Origin of the sequence: Streptomyces sp. NPDC048291 (genome assembly GCF_043201715.1) — a bacterium.
GTDB lineage: Bacteria > Actinomycetota > Actinomycetes > Streptomycetales > Streptomycetaceae > Streptomyces.
On sequence record NZ_JBICZC010000012.1, the window covers coordinates 182,220 to 205,315 of the forward strand.

Annotated in this window: 18 protein-coding genes; 10 read left to right on the forward strand and 8 right to left on the reverse strand. The window is 72.7% G+C overall.

All coding sequences use genetic code 11. From position 1 onward, the window contains the following. The first annotated feature begins 1 nt into the window (after position 1). Complete coding sequence (locus ACGF5O_RS31490; RefSeq protein WP_393813275.1) at positions 2 to 1,720, forward strand: hypothetical protein; 1,719 nt, start codon at positions 2 to 4, stop codon at positions 1,718 to 1,720. Positions 1,721 to 1,773: 53 nt separating this feature from the next. Next, positions 1,774 to 3,591, forward strand: a complete 1,818-nt coding sequence (locus ACGF5O_RS31495) for a hypothetical protein (protein ID WP_393813276.1) — start codon at positions 1,774 to 1,776, stop codon at positions 3,589 to 3,591. A gap of 106 nt (positions 3,592 to 3,697) precedes the next feature. On the opposite strand, the gene ACGF5O_RS31500 is transcribed toward ACGF5O_RS31495, so the two are convergent. Next, positions 3,698 to 4,366: a nucleoside/nucleotide kinase family protein gene (locus ACGF5O_RS31500; RefSeq protein ID WP_393813277.1), complete on the reverse strand. Its 669-nt coding sequence runs from the start codon at positions 4,364 to 4,366 to the stop codon at positions 3,698 to 3,700. 77 nt (positions 4,367 to 4,443) lie between these two features. Between ACGF5O_RS31500 and ACGF5O_RS31505 the strand changes: the two genes are divergently transcribed. Together ACGF5O_RS31505 and ACGF5O_RS31510 are read left to right on the forward strand one after the other, a co-directional pair. Continuing rightward, positions 4,444 to 5,178, forward strand: coding sequence for a beta-phosphoglucomutase family hydrolase (locus tag ACGF5O_RS31505; protein WP_393813278.1), 735 nt, complete (start codon positions 4,444 to 4,446; stop codon positions 5,176 to 5,178). Further along, complete coding sequence (locus tag ACGF5O_RS31510) at positions 5,175 to 7,520, forward strand: glycoside hydrolase family 65 protein (RefSeq protein WP_393813279.1); 2,346 nt, start codon at positions 5,175 to 5,177, stop codon at positions 7,518 to 7,520. The genes ACGF5O_RS31505 and ACGF5O_RS31510 overlap by 4 nt, the downstream gene beginning before the upstream one ends. A gap of 124 nt (positions 7,521 to 7,644) precedes the next feature. Here ACGF5O_RS31510 and ACGF5O_RS31515 read toward each other — a convergent pair whose 3' ends face one another. Together ACGF5O_RS31515 and ACGF5O_RS31520 are read right to left on the reverse strand one after the other, a co-directional pair. After that, positions 7,645 to 8,541, reverse strand: a complete 897-nt coding sequence (locus ACGF5O_RS31515; RefSeq protein ID WP_393813280.1) for a M56 family metallopeptidase — start codon at positions 8,539 to 8,541, stop codon at positions 7,645 to 7,647. Then, positions 8,538 to 8,921 carry a BlaI/MecI/CopY family transcriptional regulator gene (locus tag ACGF5O_RS31520; protein ID WP_393813281.1) on the reverse strand — a complete coding sequence of 128 codons (384 nt, stop codon included), beginning with the start codon at positions 8,919 to 8,921 and terminating at the stop codon, positions 8,538 to 8,540. The genes ACGF5O_RS31515 and ACGF5O_RS31520 overlap by 4 nt, the downstream gene beginning before the upstream one ends. A gap of 144 nt (positions 8,922 to 9,065) precedes the next feature. Here ACGF5O_RS31520 and ACGF5O_RS31525 point away from each other — a divergent pair, with 144 nt between their 5' ends. Continuing rightward, positions 9,066 to 10,013, forward strand: coding sequence for a lysylphosphatidylglycerol synthase domain-containing protein (locus ACGF5O_RS31525; RefSeq protein ID WP_393813282.1), 948 nt, complete (start codon positions 9,066 to 9,068; stop codon positions 10,011 to 10,013). Between the two features lie 73 nt (positions 10,014 to 10,086). Continuing rightward, positions 10,087 to 10,941: a proteasome subunit beta gene (gene prcB, locus ACGF5O_RS31530; protein WP_393813283.1), complete on the forward strand. Its 855-nt coding sequence runs from the start codon at positions 10,087 to 10,089 to the stop codon at positions 10,939 to 10,941. Between the two features lies 1 nt (position 10,942). Here the strand turns inward: prcB and ACGF5O_RS31535 are convergent, their stop codons facing one another. After that, the gene (locus ACGF5O_RS31535) at positions 10,943 to 11,626 is read right to left on the reverse strand and encodes a phosphatase PAP2 family protein (protein ID WP_393813284.1); all 684 of its coding nucleotides are present in this window, start codon (positions 11,624 to 11,626) and stop codon (positions 10,943 to 10,945) included. A 286-nt stretch (positions 11,627 to 11,912) separates the two neighbouring features. Between ACGF5O_RS31535 and efeU the strand changes: the two genes are divergently transcribed. The 3 genes from efeU (at position 11,913) to ACGF5O_RS31550 (ending at position 16,560) form a co-directional block, all read left to right on the forward strand. Beyond that, the gene (efeU, locus tag ACGF5O_RS31540; RefSeq protein ID WP_393813285.1) at positions 11,913 to 13,949 is read left to right on the forward strand and encodes an iron uptake transporter permease EfeU; all 2,037 of its coding nucleotides are present in this window, start codon (positions 11,913 to 11,915) and stop codon (positions 13,947 to 13,949) included. A 47-nt stretch (positions 13,950 to 13,996) separates the two neighbouring features. Continuing rightward, positions 13,997 to 15,268: an iron uptake transporter deferrochelatase/peroxidase subunit gene (efeB, locus tag ACGF5O_RS31545; protein ID WP_393813286.1), complete on the forward strand. Its 1,272-nt coding sequence runs from the start codon at positions 13,997 to 13,999 to the stop codon at positions 15,266 to 15,268. Positions 15,269 to 15,408: 140 nt separating this feature from the next. Beyond that, the gene (locus ACGF5O_RS31550) at positions 15,409 to 16,560 is read left to right on the forward strand and encodes a HoxN/HupN/NixA family nickel/cobalt transporter (RefSeq protein WP_393813287.1); all 1,152 of its coding nucleotides are present in this window, start codon (positions 15,409 to 15,411) and stop codon (positions 16,558 to 16,560) included. Positions 16,561 to 16,661: 101 nt separating this feature from the next. Here ACGF5O_RS31550 and ACGF5O_RS31555 read toward each other — a convergent pair whose 3' ends face one another. From ACGF5O_RS31555 to ACGF5O_RS31570, 4 genes are all read right to left on the reverse strand, one after another. Next, positions 16,662 to 17,621, reverse strand: a complete 960-nt coding sequence (locus ACGF5O_RS31555) for a hypothetical protein (RefSeq protein WP_393813288.1) — start codon at positions 17,619 to 17,621, stop codon at positions 16,662 to 16,664. 12 nt (positions 17,622 to 17,633) lie between these two features. Continuing rightward, entirely contained in the window at positions 17,634 to 19,106 is a 1,473-nt protein-coding gene (locus tag ACGF5O_RS31560; RefSeq protein WP_393813289.1) for an APC family permease, read from the reverse strand. A gap of 291 nt (positions 19,107 to 19,397) precedes the next feature. After that, on the reverse strand, positions 19,398 to 20,801 hold the full coding sequence (gene sthA / locus ACGF5O_RS31565; RefSeq protein ID WP_393813290.1) for a Si-specific NAD(P)(+) transhydrogenase: 1,404 nt from the start codon (positions 20,799 to 20,801) through the stop codon (positions 19,398 to 19,400). Between the two features lie 118 nt (positions 20,802 to 20,919). Further along, positions 20,920 to 21,126 carry a hypothetical protein gene (locus ACGF5O_RS31570; RefSeq protein ID WP_123979411.1) on the reverse strand — a complete coding sequence of 69 codons (207 nt, stop codon included), beginning with the start codon at positions 21,124 to 21,126 and terminating at the stop codon, positions 20,920 to 20,922. 131 nt (positions 21,127 to 21,257) lie between these two features. On the opposite strand from ACGF5O_RS31570, the gene ACGF5O_RS31575 reads away from it, so the two are divergent. Beyond that, a complete protein-coding gene (locus ACGF5O_RS31575) occupies positions 21,258 to 23,093 on the forward strand; it encodes a glycoside hydrolase family 15 protein (protein WP_393813291.1) in 1,836 nt (611 codons plus the stop codon). Positions 23,094 to 23,096: the final 3 nt, after the last annotated feature.

Genomic DNA, 23,096 nt, shown 5'->3' on the forward strand with positions numbered 1-23,096 from the left:
CGTGCCCACCCCGCTCGACCACGAGTTCGTCCGCGCGGCGGCCGGGGCGGCCGACCGGTCGGCCGCCCCGCTCGCGGCCCGCCCCGACGAAGAAGCCGTCGGGGTGACCCACCGCGAGCTGGCCCGCCGGGTGAAGACGCTGGTCGCGGCCTACCGTTCCCCGGAGTCGGCACTGCACGGCAGCGGGCAGGCCGTCGCCGCCGCGCTGACCCACCTCCGCGCCCTGCGGGCCGCGCAGACGCCCACCGGCCTCTTCGCCGGCGGCGACAACGTGCAGTCACCGCCGGACTCCGCCTTCACCGTCAACGACGTCTGCGACGCGCACGTCCTCGCCACGGGCGCGGGACCGGAACTGCGGGACGTCACGGCCGCGCTCGCCGAGATCGCCGGCGCCGCCACCGCCCCTCTCCTCACCGGCGGGGTGCACACCCCGAACCACCGCTGGGAGCTGTGCGCGGCGCTGGCCCGGCTGCACCGGTCCTTCCCGGACGACAGGCTGCCCGCCCGCGTCGACGCGTGGCTCGCGGAGGGCGTCGACATCGACGCGGAGGGCCTCTACTCGGAGCGCAGCGCCGTCTACGCGTCCCACGTGACCAACCCGTCGCTGCTGCTCCTGGCCGACGTCCTCGGCCGCACCGACCTGCGGGACGCCGTCGAGCGCAACCTCACCGCGACCCTGGACCTCATCAGGCCGGACGGCACGGTGGAGACCGTCCACTCGCGCCGCCAGGACCAGCGCCACCCGTTCCCGCTGGCGCCCTACCTGCCGCACTACCGGCTGCTCGCGATCCGCACCGGCCGGGGCGACCTCGGCCGGGCGGCGCGGCTGGCCGCGGCGGGCGGCATCGACGACCCCGACCTGCTCGCGCAGACCCTCCTCACCCCCGACCTGTGCCGCGCGCTGCCGGCACCGGCGCCGGAACCCCTGCCCCGCGCCCGGTACCTCACCACGGCCCGCCTCGCCTCGCATGCCTCCGCCACCGCGCACAGCGTCCTGTACGGCGGCTCGGACGTGCCCGAACACCGGCGCATCCGCTCGGGCCTGGCCTGCAACCCCACCTTCCTGCGGCTGTTCGCCGGCGACGCCGTCCTCGAATCGGTCCGGCTCTCCCGGGGATTCTTCGACCTGGGCCCGTTCCGCGCCGCCGGCATGGAGCAGCTCGCCGACCACCGGTACCGGCTCACCCAGACCCTGACGGCCGCCTACTACCAGCCGCTCCCGCCGGACCTGCGACGGGACCACGGCGCCTACCGCATGGCGGACGAGGGCCGCTTCTCGGCCGCCATGGCCTTCCCGGACCGGCCCCGGGACGAGGTCTCCCAGACGACCCGCGTCGAAGCGGAGCTGCGGGACGACGGCGCCGACCTGCGGATCGACATCAGCGGACCACGGGTGCCCTGGGCCCTCGAACTGACTTTCCGGCCGGGGGGCGTGACCGAGGGCGCCGCACCGATCGGTGACGGCCGCTGGTGCCTGACCACCGGGCCGGCGACCTACCGGGTCGGCGCCGACGAGATCCGGGTCGAGGCCCACGTCGAGGCCGGCGAACCGCTCGCCGGACCGGACCGGAGCGACGTACTACGGTACGACCCGGGGCAGGACCACACCGTGGTGGGCGGCACCGACGCGACGACCGGGAACCGGGTCTACCTCGGTGGACACGGCCCCCAGACACTGACCGTCGCACTGCGCGCCCGCCGTTCCCCGCCTGTCGCCTGACCCCGACGGAACACACCATGGCCACCTCCGGCATGAAGGGCTGACCTCCTCCGATGCACCTGCCGCGCCAACTCGGCCCGCTGCACGACCTGCCGTCCACCCCCGAGGCGTACGACGCGGTCCTCGCCGACGTCGTCGAACAGGCCCTGGCCCGCCTCACCCCCGAGGGCAACCTCGAACACCCCGACGCGGACGACGACATCGGCGACACCTCCCTCGGCGTCACCTCCCTGCTGGCCCTGGCCTGGCAGCGGTCCAAGGACCCGCGGCTGCCGGAGGCTGTGCGCCGCAGCCTCGCCTTCCATCTGCGCGAGCGCATCTACACCGGGGACAACCCCGGCTACCCGAACCTCACCGTCCGCAACTCGGGCCTCCCGTACGCCCGTTACGTCCTCGCGGCGGGCGCGCACCCGATCGGGGACTGGCCCAGCACGGTCTGGGCGCTGCTCCAGGCCGTGAACGTCCTGGACCTCGCGGACGGCCTGGTCGACGACGGACAGCGCGCCGAACTGCTCGACGTGGGCCGCGGTTACTGGCGCTGGCTGACCGAGGCCACCTTCTTCAACCCGCAGGAGGCCGGCAACCAGGCCATCGGCTGCGTGGTCGGCGGGCTGATGCTGGCACGGCACCTCCCGCCCGAGGAGGCCGAGCCGGTCCGCGAGCGGGCCCTCGCCCTGTACACCGACCGGATCCGCGCCCACCGCGTCCTCGACCGGGGCGCGCTGCTGCCGCCCGAGCACGGCGGCGCCTACGACAACAACTACGGCCCGATCTCACTGTCCTTCCTGGCCCAGGCCCACCGGATCAGCGGCGCGGAGATGTTCGCCGAGGACGGCGACGCGCTCGCCCGCTACCTCGACGCCCGCCTGCCGAGCGGCGGCTTCGACAACGGCGGCCCCCGCTACAGCGAACAGCACTCCGGCTTCGAATCCGTCCTCGGGCTGCGCTACTTCGGCGCCCGGATCGGCTCCGACCTGGGCCGCTACCGGGGCGACACCAACTGGGGCCGGCACGCCGTCAAGCCGGACGGCGGCGTCGACGGGCACTTCGCGTGGATGCTGGTCTGGCAGATCCAGGACACCACCCCCTGGCACCGCGACCCGTCGACGGCCCCGGCCCGCCACCAACTCCGCGCGGGCGACGTCTCGGTGGCCTTCGACAGCCGCATGACCCCGTCCCTGATCGAGGCCGGCGGCACCTACCACCTCCCGGCGGCCGTGAACCGGCAGCACGGCTTCGGCCCGGTCCTGGACGGCTTCCTGTACTGCCGGCCGATGGGCGAGGTCCGGGTCCGCGACGTCCACGCCGACGGCCTGGCCGCCAAGCTGGTCGGCAAGCCGGTGGTGGGCCGCGACCACGTGCTGCGCCACGTGCGCTCGCTGTACGTCACGGACGGCACCCGGCTGTGGGTGACGGTGGCCGTGGAGCGGCTCGGCGGGACGCCGTACCTGCTGGCCGGGCTGCCCTACGCGGCGGACGACGGCGACCGGGTGCGGCGGGTCGCCGAGGGCGAGGTCGCCGCGGCGGGCACCCTGCGCCTGACGCACCCCGCCGGGCAGGGCGCGGACCACTTCGACGCGCGCGCCGAACTCACCCAGGAGCAGGCCGCGTTCGCCCTCGCCGCCGACCCGCGCGGGTACGGCAACCCGGACGAGGGCTGGCGCCACCTGGTCACCTCGACGGCCTACGAGGCCGAACCGGCGCCGGGCGCACCGGAGCACCTGCACGTGTTCGCCGTGCGGTACGGGCCCGGCGGTGAGTTCAAGCCGACGTTCGAGGGGGACCTGACTGTGCGCACGGAGGCGTTCACGGCGGTCATCGGGGCCGAGGACGCCCACGGCGTGCCCGAGCTGACGCTCGCCGCCTGCTGAGGGCTTCGGCAGCGCCCCGAAGGGAGGCGGGGAACTGCGCGACCAGCCACGACGGCGCCGCGGTCGGCAGACGGCAGATCGCGGCACGGCCGGTGGAGCGCTCAGTTCAGCGACCGCTGCCCGCGTCGTAGGGCGCGCGCAGCGCCGTCTCCGGGACCACCAGGTCCGCCCGGTCCCGGGTGGCGGCGACCAGGTCGGCGTTGAGCTGGTCGGTGCCCGCCACCCAGGCCACGGCCTGCTCGTGGCCCTTGCCGAACCGCTCGTGCCGGGCGACCAGCCGCCGTACCCGCTCCGCCTCGTCGATCTCGCAGAACCACACCTCGTCCAGGGCCGGGCGCACCCGTGCCCACGAACCGTCCGCCAGCAACAGGTAGTTGCCCTCCGTCACCACCAGCCGGGCCGTCGGCGGGACGGGGATCGCGCCCGCGATCGGCTGCTCCAGCACCCGCTCGAAACCCGGCGCGTACACCACGACGTCCCTCTCCTCGCGCAGCCGCCGCAGCAGCGCCGCGTACCCGGCCGCGTCGAAGGTCGCGGGCGCGCCCTTGCGGTCCCGCAGCCCGAGGCGGTCCAACTCGACGTCGGCCAGGTGGAATCCGTCCATCGGCACATGCGCGGCCCACGGCTCACCGGCGCCGTTCAGCTTCCGCACCAGGTGTTCGGCGAGGGTGGTCTTGCCGGCGCCGGGGCTGCCCGCGATGCCGAGGACGGCGCGCGGGGCCCGTCCGGCGAGTGAACGGGCGCGGTCGAGGAGGTCGTCGAAAGTCAGCGGCACGCAAAAAGTGTGACACCGGGCCCGGAATGTGGCGGGCGCCACCCCCTCGAAGCCGTCCGGTGGGGAAGATGCGGGACATGACTGCACTCGGTCTGCCCGACACCATCCAGGCCTGTCTCTTCGATCTCGACGGGGTCGTCACCAGGACGGCCGTCGTGCACGCGGCGGCCTGGAAGGAGACCTTCGACGCCTTCCTGCGCGGCCACGACGGACAGCGGCCCTTCGACGCGGTCGCCGACTACGACGAGTACGTCGACGGACGCCCCCGCGCCGACGGGGTCCGCGCCTTCCTCGACTCCCGCGGTATCCACCTGCCCGAAGGGACCCCGGACGATCCGCCGGACGCCCCGACCGTGCACGGCCTCGGCAACCGCAAGAACGAACTGCTGCTGGAGAAGATCCGCACCCAGGGCGTCGAGGCCTACGACGGCACCCTGCGCTACCTGGAGGCGGTCCGCGCCCAGGGGCTGCGCACCGCGATCGTCTCCTCCAGCGCCAACTGCCGTGACGTGCTGCGCTCGATCGGCGCCGAGCACTTCTTCGACGTCCGCATCGACGGAGTCGTGGCGGCCGAGCGCGGGCTGCCCGGCAAGCCGCACCCCGACACCTTCCTGGCCGCCGCCCGCGACCTCGGCGTCGAACCGGCCGCCGCCGCGGTCTTCGAGGACGCCCTCGCCGGGATGGACGCGGGCCGGGCGGGCCGGTTCGGGTACGTCGTCGGCGTGGACCGCGTCGGTCAGACGGACGCCCTGTACGCACACGGCGCGGACACGGTCGTGAAGGACCTCGCCGAGCTGGGAGGCAAGGAGTGATCACCCAACGGTCGTACGCCGTGGAACCCTGGACGGTCCGCGAGACCACGCTCAACCTGGACGTGCTCGCACAGAGCGAGTCGGTCTTCGCGCTGTCCAACGGGCATGTCGGCTGGCGCGGCAACCTCGACGAGGGCGAACCGCACGGCCTGCCGGGCAGCTACCTCAACGGCGTGCACGAGGTGCACCCGCTGCCGTACGCCGAGGCCGGCTACGGCTACCCGGAGTCCGGGCAGACCGTCATCAACGTCACCAACGGCAAGATCCTGCGGCTGCTGGTCGACGACGAACCCTTCGACCTGCGCTACGGCCGGCTCGTCGCCCACGAGCGGGTCCTCGACCTGCGCCGGGGCGTCCTGGAGCGGACCTGCGAGTGGACCTCGCCGGCCGGGTCCACCGTGCGGGTGCGCTCGACCCGGCTGGTGTCCCTGACCCAGCGGGCGATCGCCGCCGTGGCCTACGAGGTGGAGGCCGTCGACCGCCGCTGCCGGATCGTCGTCCAGTCGGAACTGGTCGCCAACGAGCAGCTCCCGGAGGCGAACGGCGATCCCCGCGCGGCGCTCGCGCTGCAGTCCCCGCTGGAGCAGGAGGACGACTTCGCCTCCGGGCAGCGGCTGCGCCTCGTGCACCGCACCCGGCGCAGCGGCCTGCGGGTCGCGGTCGCCGCCGACCACACCGTCTCCGGTCCCGAACGGACCTCGGCGCGCGCCGAGAGCGGCGTGGACGTGGCCCGGCTGACCGTCACCTCCGTTCTGGAGCCCGGGCAGCGGCTGCGCGTGGAGAAGTTCGTCGCGCACGGCTGGTCCGGGGTGCGCTCGCTGCCCGCCATGGCCGACCAGGTGGACGCGGCCCTCGCCGCCGCCGCCCACGAGGGCTGGCAGGGACTCGCCGACGAACAGCGCGACTACCTCGACGACTTCTGGTCCCGCGCCGACGTGGAGGTGGACGGCGACGAGGAGATCCAGCAGGCCGTCCGCTTCGCCCTCTTCCACGTGCTGCAGGCCGGGGCCCGCGCCGAACAGCGGGCGATACCCGCGAAGGGCCTCACCGGCTCCGGGTACGACGGGCACGCCTTCTGGGACACCGAGATGTTCGTGCTGCCCGTCCTCACCCACACCGCTCCCGGGGCCGTCGCCGAGGCGCTGCGCTGGCGCCACAACACCCTGCCGGCGGCCCGCGAACGCGCCGCCCAACTGGGCCTGGACGGGGCCGCGTTCCCCTGGCGGACCATCGCGGGACCGGAGGGCTCCGCCTACTGGCCGGCCGGCACCGCCGCCTTCCACGTCAACGCCGACGTCGCCGACGCCGTGGTCCGCTACGTCGCCGCCACCGGCGACACCGACTTCGAGCGGGACACCGGCGTCGAACTGCTCGTGGAGACCGCCCGGCTGTGGCGCTCGCTCGGCCACCACGACAGCCGCGGCGCCTTCCACATCGACGGCGTCACCGGCCCCGACGAGTACAGCGCGGTCGCCGACGACAACACGTACACCAACCTGATGGCCCGGGCGAACCTGCTGGCCGCCGCCGACGCCGTCGAACGCCACCCGCGCGAGGCCGCCCGGCTCGCCGTCGACGCGGAGGAGAGCGCCGCCTGGCGGGACGCCGCCGAGTCCGTGCACATCCCCTACAACCACGAGCTCGGCGTCCACGAACAGCACGCCGGGTTCACCCGCTACCAGCGCTGGGACTTCGAGAACACCCGCCCCGAGCAGTACCCGCTGCTGCTGAACTTCCCGTACTTCGACCTCTACCGCAAACAGGTCGTCAAACAGGCCGACCTGGTGCTGGCGATGTACACCTGCGAGGCGTACTTCGACGAGGAGCACATCGCCCGCAACTTCGCCTACTACGAGCCGCTCACCGTCCGCGACTCCTCGCTCTCCGCCTGCTGCCAGGCCGTCGTCGCCGCCCAGGCCGGGCACCTGACCCTCGCCCACGCCTACACGGCCGAGGCCGCTCTGATGGACCTCGACGACCTGGAGCACAACACCCGCGACGGACTGCACATCGCCTCCCTCGCCGGCACCTGGATGGCCCTGGTGGCCGGCTTCGGGGGGCTGCGCCACTACGACGACGGGGCCAGGTTCGCCCCCCGGCTGCCGGAGCGGCTGCGCCGGCTCGCCTTCAGCCTCCAACTGCGCGACAGCAGGCTCCGGGTGGAGATCGGCGCCGACAAGGCGACGTACACCCTGCTCGACGGGCCTCCGCTCACCGTGCACCACCACGGAGAGCCGGTGACGGTCGGCACGGACAGCCCGGCCGTTCGGGCGGTGCCGCCCGTCAGGCCGGGAACGACACCGGCGCAGCCGCCGCACCGGGCACCCACTCGACCGGCCTGAGCTGTTCTTTCAGGGGCGCGGGGAACTGCGCGACAGGCCACGACGGTGGCGCGGACGACCGACCGTTGTCGGGTGCGGGTCTCGTCGTGGCTGATCGCGCTGTTCCCCGCGCCCCTGAAAGACGTCACGTGAGGGCGTTGAAAAGGAGCTGTACCAGGTCGGTTGTCGCGTCCGCGGCGAAGAGGGCCGCCAGGGCGCCCAGGGCGAGGACGGCCGCCGCGGCCGGCCAGAGATACGGGGGTGGGGTCGTCTGCAGGGCCGCGATCCGGCGGGTGACCGCGCGGTCCGTGAAGTTGAGGGCGCAGGCCGGTCGGCTGGCGCGGCCCGCGCTGAGGGCCGCGCGGGCCAGTGCCCGGGCGGTGGTCCCGCGGTCCCCGACCTCGGTCGCCGCCTGCTCGTCCGCCCACCGCTCCACCAGGAACGTCACGGCGGAACGGACCGGGCCGAGCAGCGGGTTCGCGGCGGCGGCGAGCGTCACCGCCGCAACCAGGCGGCCGTGCCGGTGCCGGAGATGGGCCCGCTCGTGGGCCAGGAGCACCCGCCGCTCCGCCGGTGCCAGCGCGCCCAGCATCGCCGAGGTGACCAGGATGCGGCCCGGCCGGCCTGGGATCGCGAACGCCTGCGGCACCTCGCAGGCCGCCACCACCAGCTCGGTGTCCCGCGGATGCCCCTCGCACAGCCGCCGCAGCGCCCGCCGGGTGCGCCGCTCGGCCCGTACCGCCCGCTGCACCCGCCAGACCACCACGACCAGCGCGAGACAGGCGGCGACGCCGATCACCTCGGGCACCGGGTCGGCCAGCGGGCGCCCGTCCTCGTGGGCCTCCCGGACCACCGGCGGGGCGTCGCCCAGCAGGGCCGTCGTCAGCAGGACCAGCGACCAGGTGGCCGCGGCGGCGGTGAGCACGGCGGCGGACGCCAGGACGCGGGCCGCGAGCGCGGGGGCCATCCGGCGGCCGATCACCGGGCTGACCAGGGGCAGCAGCAGGGAGACCAGCAGGGGGGTGTAGACGTCGAACCTCATGCGCCGCCTCCGGCGAACAGGTTCCGCAGCGCCCGCTCCTCCTCCGGGCTCAGCCCGGACACGAACTGCTGGAGCGCCGCGATCGGGTCCGGGCCCCGGTCCAGGGCCTCGTGCATGGCCTCGGCGGTCAGCTCGGCCGCGTTCTTCGCCGGCCGGTAGGCGCCGCGCCTGCCGTCCGCGTCGCGCAGGACGAGCCCTTTGTCGTAGAGCCGCTTCAGGATGGTGTGGACCGTGTTGTACGCGAGCCCGCCGCCGATCTCGGTCTGGATCTCGGCCGGGGTCAACGGGCCTTCGGTCGCCCACAGGGCCGCCAGGACCTCGCTCTCCAGCTCTCCGGCGCTGCGCCGCTCCGTCCTGCCGCGGGACCCTGTGCCAGCCATGGCACAACCTTACAGGTTGTAGTGCCGCCGTACTTATGGACGTACCCGCGCTGCCTCCGCCGTTAGGTCCGGTTCATTTGTCACTGTTTGTCCCTGAGTCCACGGAGGGTCCTGCGCGCCGCAGGGGAACAGGGGGGTGCCTCGATGGTCCCGAACGTGAACGCCACGCCCGTCCTGGGCCGCCGGGGGCTCTACTGGCAGAGCGCCGCCTGCCTGGTGCTGCTGGCCGGCGCGGGCTGGCTGGTCCGGCGGCACTGGCCGGTCGTGACGCACGGGGCGGTCCGGCTCGCGGGCGCCGACCAGGGGTGGCTGCTGGTGGCGGCCGTGGCGGCGGCCGGGACCTGGGCGTCCTCCGCGCTCGCCCAGCAGGGCGCGGTCACCCGCCGGCTGCCCGGCGGACGGCTGGTCGCCGCGCAGTTCGCCGCGTCGGCCGCCAACCACGTGCTGCCCGCCGGGCTCGGCGCCGGCGCGGTGAACCTGCGGTTCCTGATGCGCTGCGGAATCACGGTGGGCCGCGGTGCGTCGGCCCTCGCGGTCAAGGCGGCCTCCGGTGCCGTGGTCCGGCTGGTGCTGATCGCCGCGCTCGCCCCCGCCTGCCCGGGACTGCTGCGGATCCCGCACGTCTCCGGGGCCGCGCTCCTCGCGGTCACCGCCGTGGCCGTTCTGGGCATGGCGCTGCTCCGGGCCCGGGTGTGGCCCCGCTGCCGGGGTGCGGTGGCCGCCGTGGCCGCCGACATCCGGGCCCTGCACGCCCGACCGGTCCGCGCGGCGGCGCTCTGGGGCGGCTCGCTGGCCTTCGCCGGACTGCACGCACTGGTGCTCTTCGCCGTGACCCGGGCGGTCGGTCTGCCGCTGTCCCCGCCCCGGGTGGCCCTGCTCTACCTCGCCGCCAGCGGAGCCGCCGCGCTGCTGCCCACCCCGGGCGGCTTCGGCTCCCTCGACGCGGCCCTCGCGCTCGCCCTCACCGCCTCCGGGACCCCGGCCGCCGCGGCCGCCTCCGCCGTGCTCGGCTACCGGCTGCTGACGGTGTGGCTGCCGCTGCTGCCCGGTCTGCTGGTGCTCGGGTTGCTGGTCCGGCGCCGGGCGCTGTGACCGGGCAGGTGTTTCCCGGCGCCCCGTGTCAGGTAGGAGTCCGGTGTCGTCGGCGGACAGAAGGGGGACCGGTATGACAGCGAACGGCACGGAGGGCCGGCTGGGGGAGGAGTTCTTCACGCCGGGGACCTCGTCCTTCGCCCGCTTCCTCGCCGCCCACCGGCCGGAACTGCTGCCCACCCGCAGCCCGCTGCCCGCCGGCACGGTCGCCGCGCCCGACGCCTTCCCGCACGGCACCACCGTCCTCGCCCTCGCCCACCGCGACGGCGTGCTGATCGCCGGCGACCGCCGGGCCACCATGGGCAACCTCATCGCCCAGCGCGACCTGGAGAAGGTGCACCCCGCGGACGACCACACCGCGGTCGCCTTCGCCGGCACCGTCGGTCTCGCCCTCGACATGGTCAAGCTCTACCAGGTCGAACTGACCCACTTCGAGAAGATCGAGGGCATCCCCATGACCCTCGACGGCAAGGCCCGCCGGCTCGCCACGATGATCCGCGAGAACCTCGGCCAGGCCATGCAGGGCCTCGCGGTCGTCCCGCTGCTCGCCGGCTACGACCCGAAGGCCCCGGAGGGTGCGCGCGGCCGCATCTTCAGCTTCGACGTCGCCGGCGGCCTCTACGAGAAGCGCGCCTTCCACGCCGAGGGCAGCGGCTCGCCCTACGCCGGGGGCGCCCTGAAGAAGCTGTACCGTCCCGGACTCACCCGCCGGGAAGCGGCCCTGGTCGCGCTCCAGGCGCTGTACGACGCGGCCGACGACGACTCGGCGACCGGCGGCCCCGACCTCAACCGCCGGATCTTCCCGCTGGTCTCGGTCATCACGGAGGACGGCTTCGAACGGCTGCCGGAGTCCGAGACGGCGGACCTGACCCGGGAGATGGTGGACCAGCGCCACAACCGTCCGGACGGACCGGGCGCCTGGTCCTGACTCAGGGCGCGGCCACCGGTCTCTCCGGCAGGCCGTCCGACGCTCCCGCGTCCGGAACCCACCGGGCCGCCAGGCATGCGCAGAGCCCGAGCCACCCGGCCGCGAACAGCCAGCCGCCGATCACGTCGGTGCCCCAGTGCACGCCGAGGAACACCCGGGTGGCCCCCACCGCGAGCCCCCAGCAGGCGAAGGCCGCACACCAGGCCGTACGGCCGTGCGGGGCCCGCGTCCAGATGGCGAGGATCACCAGGCCGGCGGCGAGCGCGGCCGTGGTGGTGTGGCCGGACGGGAACGACCAGCCGGAGGCGGATGTCTGCCAGTCGGCCTGCGGCGGCCGGGGCCGGGCGACCAGCTCCAGCACGACCCGCCGGGCCGTCTGGCCCAGGGCGAGGCAGCCCGCGCCGAGCAGCACGGCGGCCACCCGCTGCCGCCGGGTGCGGCCCGCGACCAGACCGGCCGCCACGGCCAGGGCGTACGGCACGACTCCGGTGCCGGTCGCGGTGATCCCCCGGGCCACGGCCACCGCCACGTCCGGCCGATGGCCGAGTGACCAGGCCAGCAGCGTGCGGTCCGGGCCGAGCGGGGCGCCGTGCCGGCCCGCCACGACCAGGGCCAGCACCGCGAACGCCGCCCAGGCCCCCAGCGCGATACTCCCCGCGAACTCCGCGGTCCTCTTGCGGTCCATGACGCCGGCGACGGCCCTTTCGGTGCGGTACGGGACGGTCCAGGGGCGGGTGCTGAAGTGGTGACTACGAAGCTGTAGACGGTCTACCCGAATGTAGACGATTGCCGTGCCGACGGTGTTCCCGGGGCCGCGCGTCCGTGTCCGGCCCCGGCTTTTACCGCACCATTGCCAGTTCATGACCGACTGACTACACGGGTGTAGTCATCATGGTCGGCGGAGTAAGGCATGCCTTCACTAAGTTCGAGCCACAGGGCGGGGACGGGTCTGCCGGGGAGGGCTGCGACGAATGTGGGACGACGCGTTTCCTAGTTTCCTGATCGGGCTGAGGGAAGGTCTCGAGGCCGGCCTGATCGTCTCGATCCTCGTCGCCACGCTGGTGCGGGCCGAGGCCAGGAACCGGCTGCCGCAGGTGTGGACGGGCGTCCTCGCCGCGACAGCCCTGGCGATGAGCTTCGGCGCGGTCCTCACCTTCACCGCCGCCTCCCTCTCCGCGACCGCCCAGGAGGCCTTCGGCGGCACCCTCAGTGTGATCGCGGTCGCCTTCGTGACCGCCATGGTCTTCTGGATGCGCCGCTCGGCCCGCAGTCTCGCCGGCGAGATCAAGGAGAAGGTCACCGGGGCCCTGGCCATGGGCACCGGCGTACTGATCCTCACGTCGTTCCTCGCGGTCGGCCGAGAGGGCCTGGAGACCGCGCTGTTCCTGTGGACCACCGCCCGGGCGGCCGGCGAGTCCGCGGGGCCGCTGACCGGTGCCGGGATCGGCCTGGTCCTGGCGGCCGGCCTCTGCTGGGGCCTGTACCGCCGCGTCCTGAAGATCAACCTCACGAGGTTCTTCACCTGCACGGGCGCCGTTCTGATCGTCATCGCGGCCGGCGTCCTCGGCTACGGCCTGCGCGACCTCCAGGAGGGCGGCGTCCTCCCGGGCAACACGGCCTACGCTCTCGACCTCAGCGCCCACATCGACGCGGGCTCCTGGTACAGCACCCTCCTCCAGGGCGTCCTCAACATCACGCCGACGATGACCTGGCTCCAGGTGATCGGGTACGTCGGCTATCTCGCGGTCGTCATGACCCTGTTCGTACGGGGGGTGCGCGGAGCGGGTGCCGCCGCGCCGAAGCCGGCCGCCGCGACCCCCGCGCCGCGGCCCGCCCGTGACCCGCGGCGCCGGCCCGCCTGGGTGGTGCCCGTCGCCGTGGTCGCCGTGCCGGCCGTGGTCGCCGGGCTCGTCGTCGCCCTCGCCCGGCCCAAGCCGGCTTCCGGCGAGACCGTCGCCGTCTCCGAGACCGAGTGCGGCAAGGGCTTCACCGCGCCGAAGCCGGGCCGGCAGACCTTCCGGATGCAGAACACCGGCAGCAAGACCGCCGAGGTGTACCTGATCGACCCGAGCAGCAACGCGGTCTACGGCGAGGTCGAGGGCCTGGCCCCCGGCACCACCCGTGACCTGGTCGCCACGGTCGCCGGCGGTACCTACGCCTGGCGCTGCGTCCCCTCCAGCGGCAAGGCCGTCACCTCCGCGTCGGTCACCGTCAGCGGCGGCACGGGCAGCACCAAGGCGGTCGTACCGGTCTCCGAGAACGACCTCGCGGCGCCGCTCAAGGTCTACAAGGCGTACGTCGAGCAGGGGCTGGCCACCCTCGTCGCCCAGACCCGCACGCTCGACGCCGACATCGCGGGCAACCACCTCGCCAAGGCCCGCACCGACTGGCTGGCCGCCCACCTGACCTACTCCTCCCTCGGCGCCGCCTACGGCACCTTCGAGGACTTCGACCAGAAGATCAACGGGCGTGCCGACGGTCTGGCCGGCGGGGTCGCCGACCCGGACTTCGCCGGGTTCCACCGGGTCGAGTACGGGCTGTGGCACGCGCAGACCGCCGGACAGCTGAAGGCTCCGGTCCAGGCGCTCGCCGACGCGGCGGCCGGGCTCCAGGAGGCGTTCCCCGCCCAGGACTTCGATCCGGGCGACCTGCCGCTGCGCGCCCACGAGATCCTGGAGAACACCCTCCAGTTCGAGCTGACCGCCGACACCGACGAGGGCAGCGGCACCAACCTCGCCACCGCGGACGCCAACCTGGCCGGCACCCGCGAGCTGCTCACCGTGCTGCGACCGCTGCTGACCACCCGGGCGCCCAGGCTGCTGCCGGCCGTCGACGCGGACATCGCCCGCCTCCAGAAGCTCCTGGACGCCGAGCACCGGGGCGCGAGCTGGACCCCGGTCGAGCAGCTCGACACCGTCACCCGGCAGCGGATCGCCGGCGCCACCGGACAGCTCCTGGAAGACCTCGCCCCCGTGCCGGACCTCCTGGAGATCAGGAAGTCCGCCTGATGAACCCCGCACCGCACCCGCACCCGTACGACGAAGGGAACCCTCCGATGTCCGCTGCCGACACCCCGTCCTGCCCCATGGGCACGGGCCGCCGCTCCTTCGTGCGGACGGCGCTGGGCGCCGGCGCCGCGGGCGCGGTGCTGGCCGGCGGCGGCTTCGCGCTGAGCCAGGCCGGCGGCACCGCCGAGGCCCAGGCCGCCGACGCGAGCGGTACCGCGAAGGTCCCCTTCCACGGCATCTACCAGGCCGGCATCCTCACCCCGGCCCCGGCCGCCGCCACCTTCGTCTCCCTCGACGTCATCGCCGACAGCCGGCAGGAGCTCGCCGACCTGCTGAAGACGATCACCGCACGGGCCCGCTTCCTCACCTCCGGCGGCACCCCCGAGGACCTCGGCGTCGGCGCCCCGCCCGCCGACAACGGCATCCTCGGCCCCGAGGTCCCCTCCGACGCGCTCACCGTCACCGTCGGCGTCGGCGCCTCCCTCTTCGACGACCGCTACGGCCTCGCGAAGGCGAAGCCCGCCCGGCTGACCCCGATGCGGACCTTCCCGAACGACAACCTGAAGGCCGCCGAGTGCCACGGCGACCTCTCGCTGCAGATCTGCGCCGACAGCACCGACACCGTCCTGCACGCACTGCGGGACATCGCCAAGCACACCCGCGGCGCCATGCAGATCAAGTGGCGGATCGACGGTTTCCAGAACGCCCCGCGGCCCACCGGCGCCCAGCGCAACCTGCTCGGCTTCAAGGACGGCATCGCCAACCCGGACGTGAACTCGGCCCGGGAGACCGACCGGCTGATCTGGGTCGGCGAGGGGCAGGGCGAGCCGGCCTGGACGGCGGGCGGCAGCTACCAGGTGATCCGGATCATCCGGATGCTCGTCGAGTTCTGGGACCGGGTCTCGCTCAGCGAGCAGGAGCTGATGTTCGGCCGCCGCAAGGACACCGGCGCCCCGCTGGACGGCGCCAAGGAGACCGACATCCCGAACTACGCCAAGGACCCGAAGGGCAGCGCCATCCCGCTGGACGCCCACATCCGGCTCGCCAACCCGCGCACCGCGAAGACCGACAGCTCCCGCATCCTGCGCCGCGGCTACAACTACGACCGGGGGATCGACGGCGTCGGCAACCTCGACATGGGCCTGGCCTTCTGCTGCTACCAGCAGGACGTCCGGCGCCAGTTCGAGGCCACCCAGACCCGGCTCATCGACGAGCCGCTCGTCGACTACATATCCCCGACCGGAGGCGGCTACTTCTTCGCCCTGCCCGGCGTGAAGAACGCCAAGGACTGGCTGGGGAGCGGCCTGCTGTCGGCCTGACCGGCCTTTACCCTTCCATGACGTTCTCTTGGTGAAGCCCTGTCGCGGGCGTTGCTGCGAACGATGTGCAAGTACGGGAGGATGGCACAAGGCTGCCCTAGGCAGCTGCCCATCGCTCGACCGAAGGATGTCACCTCCCGATGACGGCCGCCCCTGGTTCCGCTCCGTCCCTCCCCGCCCAGGCCGAGACCAAGCGCTCGGCCTGGCGCCGTGTCCGGAGCTCCATGACCCGGCAGGAGTGGATCAGGGTCGGCGGGATGGCCGGCTTCGTGCTCGCCCTGCACGTCATCGGCTGGGGCACCCTGGTCGGGATCATCGCCCCGCAGCACTTCAGCGTCGGGACCGAGTCCTTCGGGATCGGCATCGGTGTGACGGCGTACACGCTGGGCATGCGGCACGCCTTCGACGCCGACCACATCGCGGCCATCGACAACACCACCCGCAAGCTGATGGGGGAGGGGCAGCGCCCGCTGTCGGTCGGCTTCTGGTTCTCCCTCGGCCACTCCAGCATCGTCTTCGGCCTCGCCCTGCTGCTCTCGCTCGGCATGAAGACCCTGGCCGGACCGGTCCAGGACGACAACTCGCACCTGCACGACGTCACCGGCCTGATCGGTACGACCGTCTCCGGCACCTTCCTCTACCTGATCGCCGGCATCAACCTCGTCATCCTGGCCGGCATCTGGAAGGTCTTCCGGCAGATGCGCTCCGGGGCCTACGACGAGGCCGCCCTGGAGACCCAGCTCAACAACCGCGGCTTCATGAACCGCTTCCTCGGCCGGGTCACCGGCTCGATCCGCAAGCCCTGGCAGATGTATCCGCTGGGCCTGCTGTTCGGCCTCGGCTTCGACACCGCCACCGAGATCGCGCTGCTGGTCCTGGCCGGCTCCGGCGCCGCCTCCGGCCTGCCCTGGTACGCCATCCTCACCCTGCCGGTGCTCTTCGCGGCCGGCATGTCCCTCCTGGACACCATCGACGGCTCGTTCATGAACTTCGCCTACGAGTGGGCGTTCTCCAAGCCGGTCCGCAAGGTCTACTACAACCTCACCATCACCGGCCTGTCCGTCGCCGTCGCCCTCATCATCGGCACGGTCGAGCTTCTCGGCCTCCTCGCCGACAAGATGGACCTGCACGGCGTCTTCTGGGACTGGGTCGCCGGCCTCGACCTCAACACCGTCGGCTTCGTCATCGTCGGCCTCTTCTTCGCCACCTGGGCCATCGCCCTGCTGATCTGGAAGGCGGGCCGCATCGAGGAGAAGTGGACGGCGGGCCTCGCCGAACAAACCGAGGGCTGATCAGCGCGCCCCCGAAGGGGCGCTGGGGGTCCCCCCGGCCGAAGGCTGGGGGAGGAACTGCGCGACAAGCCACGACGGCGGCGCGGTCGGCATCCGGCGTATCACCCACGCATCTTCAGATCCGCCCGCCACTTCACGATCTGCTTCTCCGCGTCCCCGGTGTACGACCACGGCGTGCGGGTCGCCCGCCGCCCCTGGAGCCGCAGCAGCTCCACCGCGAGGTCCGTGACGCCCGCCTGACAGGCCGCGTGCGTCAGGTGGTTGAGGTCGCGCAGCTCGCCCGGGGCGACCGGGCCCTCGCCGCGCTGGGCGACCCACCGCTCCCAGGTGCGCCGTACGTCGCTGACCGCGCCGTCGTGCTTCCAGTGCTGGCTGAGCGCGACCGGGTTCTGCTGTCCGGCCGCCGAGTCGAGGGCGTACCGGAACTCCTCGACGCGGGCGTACTGCACCAGGATCGGCAGCGGGCAGCCGGGCGGGGCGACCCCGGCCGCGTCCCGGGCGAAGTCGTACATCAGGCCGTGCGTGCCGTGCCAGCGCGCGGAGTAGTAGTGGAGCACCTGGAGGTGGCCCTCCACGTTGTACGGGTCGCGCCGGTGCAACTCGTCCCACCAGCGGGCGAGTTCCTGCCGGCGCACCCCGGTCGGATACAGCCGGGCCACCGAGATCAGGGAGACCCAGGGCGTGGGGTCCTGCGGGTAGGCGTCGGCGGCGGCCAGGCAGGCCAGGACGGCGCTGTCGATCCTGGCCCGGTCGATCGGGACACCCCGGCCCGCCGAGATGGCCAGGGTGAACGCCCGGGCCGTCTCGGTCGCCGCCCGGAGCACCAGTGAGTCGGCGCCGTGCGGCTCGGCGGCCAGCCAGGACTCGGCCGTCGAGTTGCCCGCGCAGGCCTGTGCCAGCAGCCGTACCCGGTGTCCCCGGACCAGCCAGTCCGGGCCGGTGGCCCGGAGCAGTTCCCGGAGGCCCTGCCAGCGGCCGATGACGATGTCATGACGGGCCGAGGTGAGGGATTCGTCCCCGCAGTCCGGGTCGAAGTCGGGGGCGAAACGTTCGCGCGCCATCGGACTCGTACCTCAGAAGTCGGTGGGGAGGCCTTCGTAAGCCTGGGCGTGCACGGTGACATGGTCGTCGGGGACGTAGTCGGCCTCGACCGTGCGGGTGGCGTCCAGCTTGGCCGGCCGGTAGTAGTCGCTGCCCTGCCGCCAGTACCAGAGCATCGGGACCAGGCCGATGGCGAGACCGCCGATGCCGATCGTGATCGCCGCGGTGCTCAGCTCGCCCAGCGACTCGACGAAGATCCAGAACATGAACACCGCGCCGCACAGCGGCCACAGCCCGCCGAGCAGGAAGTTGCCGGCCGACCTGAAGAGCATCTTGCGGTAGGCGACGACGACCGCGAGGCCGGCGAGGCCGTAGTAGACGGCGATCTGGAGGCCGATCGCCGAGATGGCGTCGGAGAGGATCTCGCCCACCGAGCCCAGCGCGTTGGAGGCGATGAACAGGGTCAGCGCGACCGCGCCGACCACGCCGATCGCGACGTGCGGGGTGTTCCAGGTGCGGTGCACCTTGCCGAGCGCGGTCGGCATCGTCCGGTCGCGGCCCATCGCGAAGAGCGAGCGGGTCACCTGGATGAGGGTCGTCTCCAGGGTGGCGATGGTCGACAGCATCACGGCGACGATGAGCAGCTTGCCGCCCCAGCCCGGCGCGATCACGTCGCCCAGCGCGCCCAGCACGTCGGCGTCGTTCGCCGCGATCTGGTCCGAGGACAGGATCACGTTCACGGCGATGGTGAACACCTCGAACAGGGCGAAGACGATGCCGACGCCGATCAGACCCGCGAGGCCGGTGGTGCGGCGGGAGTTGCGGGTCTCCTCGCTGAGGTTGCTGGTGACGTCCCAGCCCCAGTAGTAGAACGCGGCGATCAACGCGCCCGAGGCGAAGCCGGATACGCCGTCGAAGTGCGAGAAGCCGAGCCAGGACCAGTCGAAGGCGCGGGCGTTGCCGGTGTGGAAGAGGGCCAGCACCGCGAAGAGCAGCAGGATCGCCAGCTCGATGCCGGACATCAGCAGCTGGGCGCGCACGGTGAGGCGGGCGCCGCCGAGCACCACCGCCAGCATGACCAGGAACCAGGCGGCGCCGACCACGGTGGACAGCGCCACGTTGTCGGCGAGGTCCGCGTCGAACAGGGACAGCGTCATCGACCCGGCGGGCAGCGAGCCGGCCACCATGAAGATGGTCGCGGACACCACCAGCGCCCAGCCGCTGACGAAGCCGAGGAACGGGTGCAGGGTGCGGCCCACCCAGGAGTAGCTCGCGCCCGCGTTCACGTCGATCCGGCCCAGGTAGCTGAAGGCGAGCGCGATGCCCAGCATCGGTATCGCACACCACAGCAACGCGGCCGGACTGGCCAGCCCCACCGCCCCGACCAACACCGCGGTGGTCGCGGCCAGCGAGTACGCCGGTGCGCTGCCCGCGACGGCCATCACCACCGTGTCGAACGTGCCGAGGGCGTTGGCCTGGAGCCCTCTGCCCCTGTTGTTGCTCATGGCTGTGCTGCTTTCCGGTCGTGCAGGGCGCACGGGAGTGCTGACCCGCGGCGGTACGGGTGGGGGGTGCACGACCCGCCCCGCGCCCGGTGAGGGATGGCCTCGGGCAAGGACCGGTCGGAAGAGAAAGGTGGTGAGGGCCGTATGCCCAGAGTCGGCGAACGGTCACACCGCGTGTGTGGGTGTGACTATAGCGGCACTCTTTGACCTTTCAAGCTGACCGACCGGTAATCACATATGCCACCTGGGGCCGGTAACTCACACGCCGGAAGCAGCGGTTCCGCCGGCCCCTCAGTCCTCCAGCCGGTCGAGCTGCCGCAGCTTGTTGGTGGCGTCCAGGGCCGCAACCTTGTACGACTCCGCGAGCGTCGGGTAGTTGAACACCGCGTCCACCAGATAGTCGACCGTGCCGCCGCAGCCCATCACCGACTGACCGATATGGATCAGTTCTGTCGCTCCGGTTCCGAAGCAGTGCACACCGAGCAGCCGTCGGTCCTCGGGAGAGACCAGGAGCTTGAGCATGCCGTGCGAGTCGCCGATGATCTGGCCCCGGGCCAGCTCCCGGTAGCGGGCCACCCCGACCTCGAACGGCACGCTGTCGCCGGTCAGTTGGTCCTCGGTCCGGCCGACGAAGCTGATCTCCGGAATGGTGTAGATGCCGATGGGCTGGAGGTTGTCCATCTGCCCGACCGGCTCCCCGCAGGCGTGGTACGCGGCGACCCGGCCCTGTTCCATCGAGGTCGCGGCGAGCGCCGGGAAGCCGATGACGTCGCCGACGGCGTAGATGTGCGGCACCTCGGTGCGGAAGTGCTCGTCCACCTTGATCCGGCCGCGCCGGTCCGCGGACAGGCCCGCCTTGTCGAGGTCGAGTCCGTCGGTGAGGCCCTGGCGGCCCGCCGAGTACATCACCGTGTCCGCCGGTATCTTCTTGCCGCTCTCCAGCACGGTCAGCGTGCCGCGCGGATGCCGTTCGACGGCGGCGACGGTCTCCCCGAACCGGAAGGTGACGGCCAGGTCCCGCAGGTGGTACTTGAGCGACTCCACGATCTCGACGTCGCACATGTCGAGCATGGCCGCGCGCTTCTCGACCACGGTGACCTTGCTGCCGAGCGCCGCGAACATGCTCGCGTACTCCATGCCGATGACGCCGGCGCCGACGATGACCATGGAGCGCGGCACCCGCTCAAGGGACAGCACGTTGTCCGAGTCCATGATGGTCCGGCCGTCGAACTCGACGCTGTCCGGGCGGGCCGGCCGGGTGCCGGTGGCGATGACGATGTGCTCCGCGGTCAACAGCCGTTCGTTGCCGTTCGGTTCGCGCAGGGCGACGGTGTGCGGGTCGACGAACCGGCCGGTGCCGGAGCAGAGGGTGACGTGGTTGCGGGAGAGCTGGTTGCGGATGACGTCCACCTCGCGGCTGACCACGTGCTGGGTGCGCGCGGTCAGGTCGGCGACGGTGATGTCCTCCTTCAGCCGGTAGCTCTGGCCGTACAGGTCGCGCTGGGTCAGGCCGGTCAGGTAGAGGACCGCCTCGCGCAGGGTCTTGGAGGGGATGGTCCCGGTGTGGATGGACACGCCGCCGACCATGTCGGGGCTGTCCACGACGGCGACCCGGCGGCCGAGCTTGGCGGCGGCGATGGCGGCCTTCTGGCCGCCGGGTCCGGAACCGATGACGAGCATCTCGAAGTCGGGCACCCTGCGAAGTCTGTCAGCAGCCGCCCCCGCTTCGAAAGGGTGAACGAGCAACCTTCGCGTGAAATCCGGTACGGGCCTGGGCCGTTGCGTGCCCCACCGGCCCCGCCCGCCGCCGGTGTCAGGGCAGGAGCCGCTCGATGCAGTTCGGCCCCTCGCGCTCCATCTTCTTCCTGGCCCATTCCAGCGTGGCCGGGGTGACGTCCCGGCCCGACGCCATCACCAGGTCTTCGGGCGCCACCCCGGTGCCGGGGGCGCTGTGCAGCAGGGAGTCCGGGGTGGCGCGGTCGTCGGACGGCCGGGACGCTTCGGGTTCTGAGGTCGACATGGTCCCTCCTTCACGGAGCGGGGTGCACACTCTCACGATTGCCTGCCCGGCCGCACCCCGCATCCCGGGAGGGAATTCACCCCTTTTAGGTTGTAAGGTGACCGTACATCCGTTCCGGGGAGGCCGTCACGATGGCCGAGCAGGCGTTCTTCCAGAATGCGCCCGGGAGCCCTCGCTACCTGCCGATCGCCGAACACGGGCTGATCGGCGATCTGCGCAGCGTGGCCCTGGTCGGCAGCAATGGCACGATCGACTGGTACTGCAGCCCGTCCTTCGATGCCCCCAGCGTGTTCGCCGCCGTCCTGGACGCCGAGCGCGGCGGTTTCTTCGCCCTGGCCGCCGCCGTACCGGCCCGGACCAAGCAGTTCTACTTCCCCGACACCAACGTGCTGATCACCCGGTTCTACACCGACGAGGGCGTCGGCGAGGTCCAGGACTTCATGCCGGTGACGGGCGAGTCGACCGAGAGCGCGCGGCACCGGCTGATCCGCCGGGTGCTGTGCGTGCGCGGCACCGTGCCCTTCCGGGTCCGGGTGGCGCCCCGCTTCAACTACGGCGCCGACCCGCACACCCTGCGCACGCTCGGTGACACCGCGCTGTTCGAGTCCGCGGCCAAGTCCCTGCTGCTCACCTCCACGGTGGCGCTGGAGAGCGACGGGCCGGACGCCTGTGCCGACTTCAAGCTCTCCGAAGGCGAGTCCGCCGTCTTCGCCCTCGACCAGGCCGGCGAGGACATCGCCCCGCGCGGCTGCGCCCGGGCCGAGGCCCAGCAGCAGTTCGAGACCACCGTCTGCTACTGGCGGCGCTGGCTCCACCAGTCCCGCTACCGGGGCCGCTGGCGCGAGATGGTGCACCGCTCGGCGCTCACCCTGAAGCTGCTCACCTACGCCCCCACCGGCGCCATCGTCGCCGCGCCCACCACCAGCCTCCCCGAGCAGTTCGGCGGCGAACGCAACTGGGACTACCGCTACGTCTGGATCCGCGACGCCGCCTTCGCCGTCTACGCCCTGCTGCGGCTCGGCTTCAGCAGCGAGGCCGCCGCCTTCATGAAGTTCGTGACCACCTACATCAGCCCGGGCGACGGCTTCGCCTCCGGCCCGCTGCAGATCATGTACGGCATCGACGGCCGCTCCGACCTGCCCGAACGCGAGCTCACCCACCTGGAGGGCCACTGCGGCTCCGCCCCGGTCCGGGTCGGCAACGACGCCGCCGGCCAGCTCCAGCTCGACATCTACGGCGCCCTCATCGACTCGATCTACCTCTACGACAAGTGGGCCGAGCCCATCTCCAGCGCCCAGTGGGACGACGTCACCCGCCTCGTCGACTGGGTCTGCGACCACTGGGACCAGCCCGACGAGGGCATCTGGGAGACGCGCGGGGGCCGCAAGAACTTCCTCTACTCGCGCCTGATGTGCTGGGTCGCCATCGAGCGGGCGATCCGCCTCGCCAACCGGCGCGGCCTCCCCGCCGACCTGCCCCGATGGCGGCAGTGCCGCGACACCGTCTACCGGTGGATCATGGACCGCGGCTGGTCCGAGCGGCGCGGCGCCTTCGTCCAGCACGAGGGCGGCGACGTCCTCGACGCCTCGCTCCTGATGATGCCCCTGGCCAAGTTCATCGCCCCGACCGACCCCAAGTGGCTGTCCACCCTGGACGCCCTCACCGACGACCTGGTCTCCGACTCCCTCGTCTACCGCTACGACCCGCAGGCCAGCCCCGACGGCCTCCGCGGCGACGAGGGCACCTTCTCCATCTGCTCCTTCTGGTACGTCGAGGCCCTGGTGCGCGCCGGACGCGTGGACGAGGCCCGGCTCGCCTTCGAGAAGATGCTCACCTACGCCAACCACCTCGGCCTGTACGCCGAGGAAATCGGCCGCACCGGCGAGCAACAGGGCAACTTCCCGCAGGCCTTCACCCACCTCTCCCTCATCAGCGCCGCCTTCAACCTGGACCGCGCGCTGGGCTGAGGG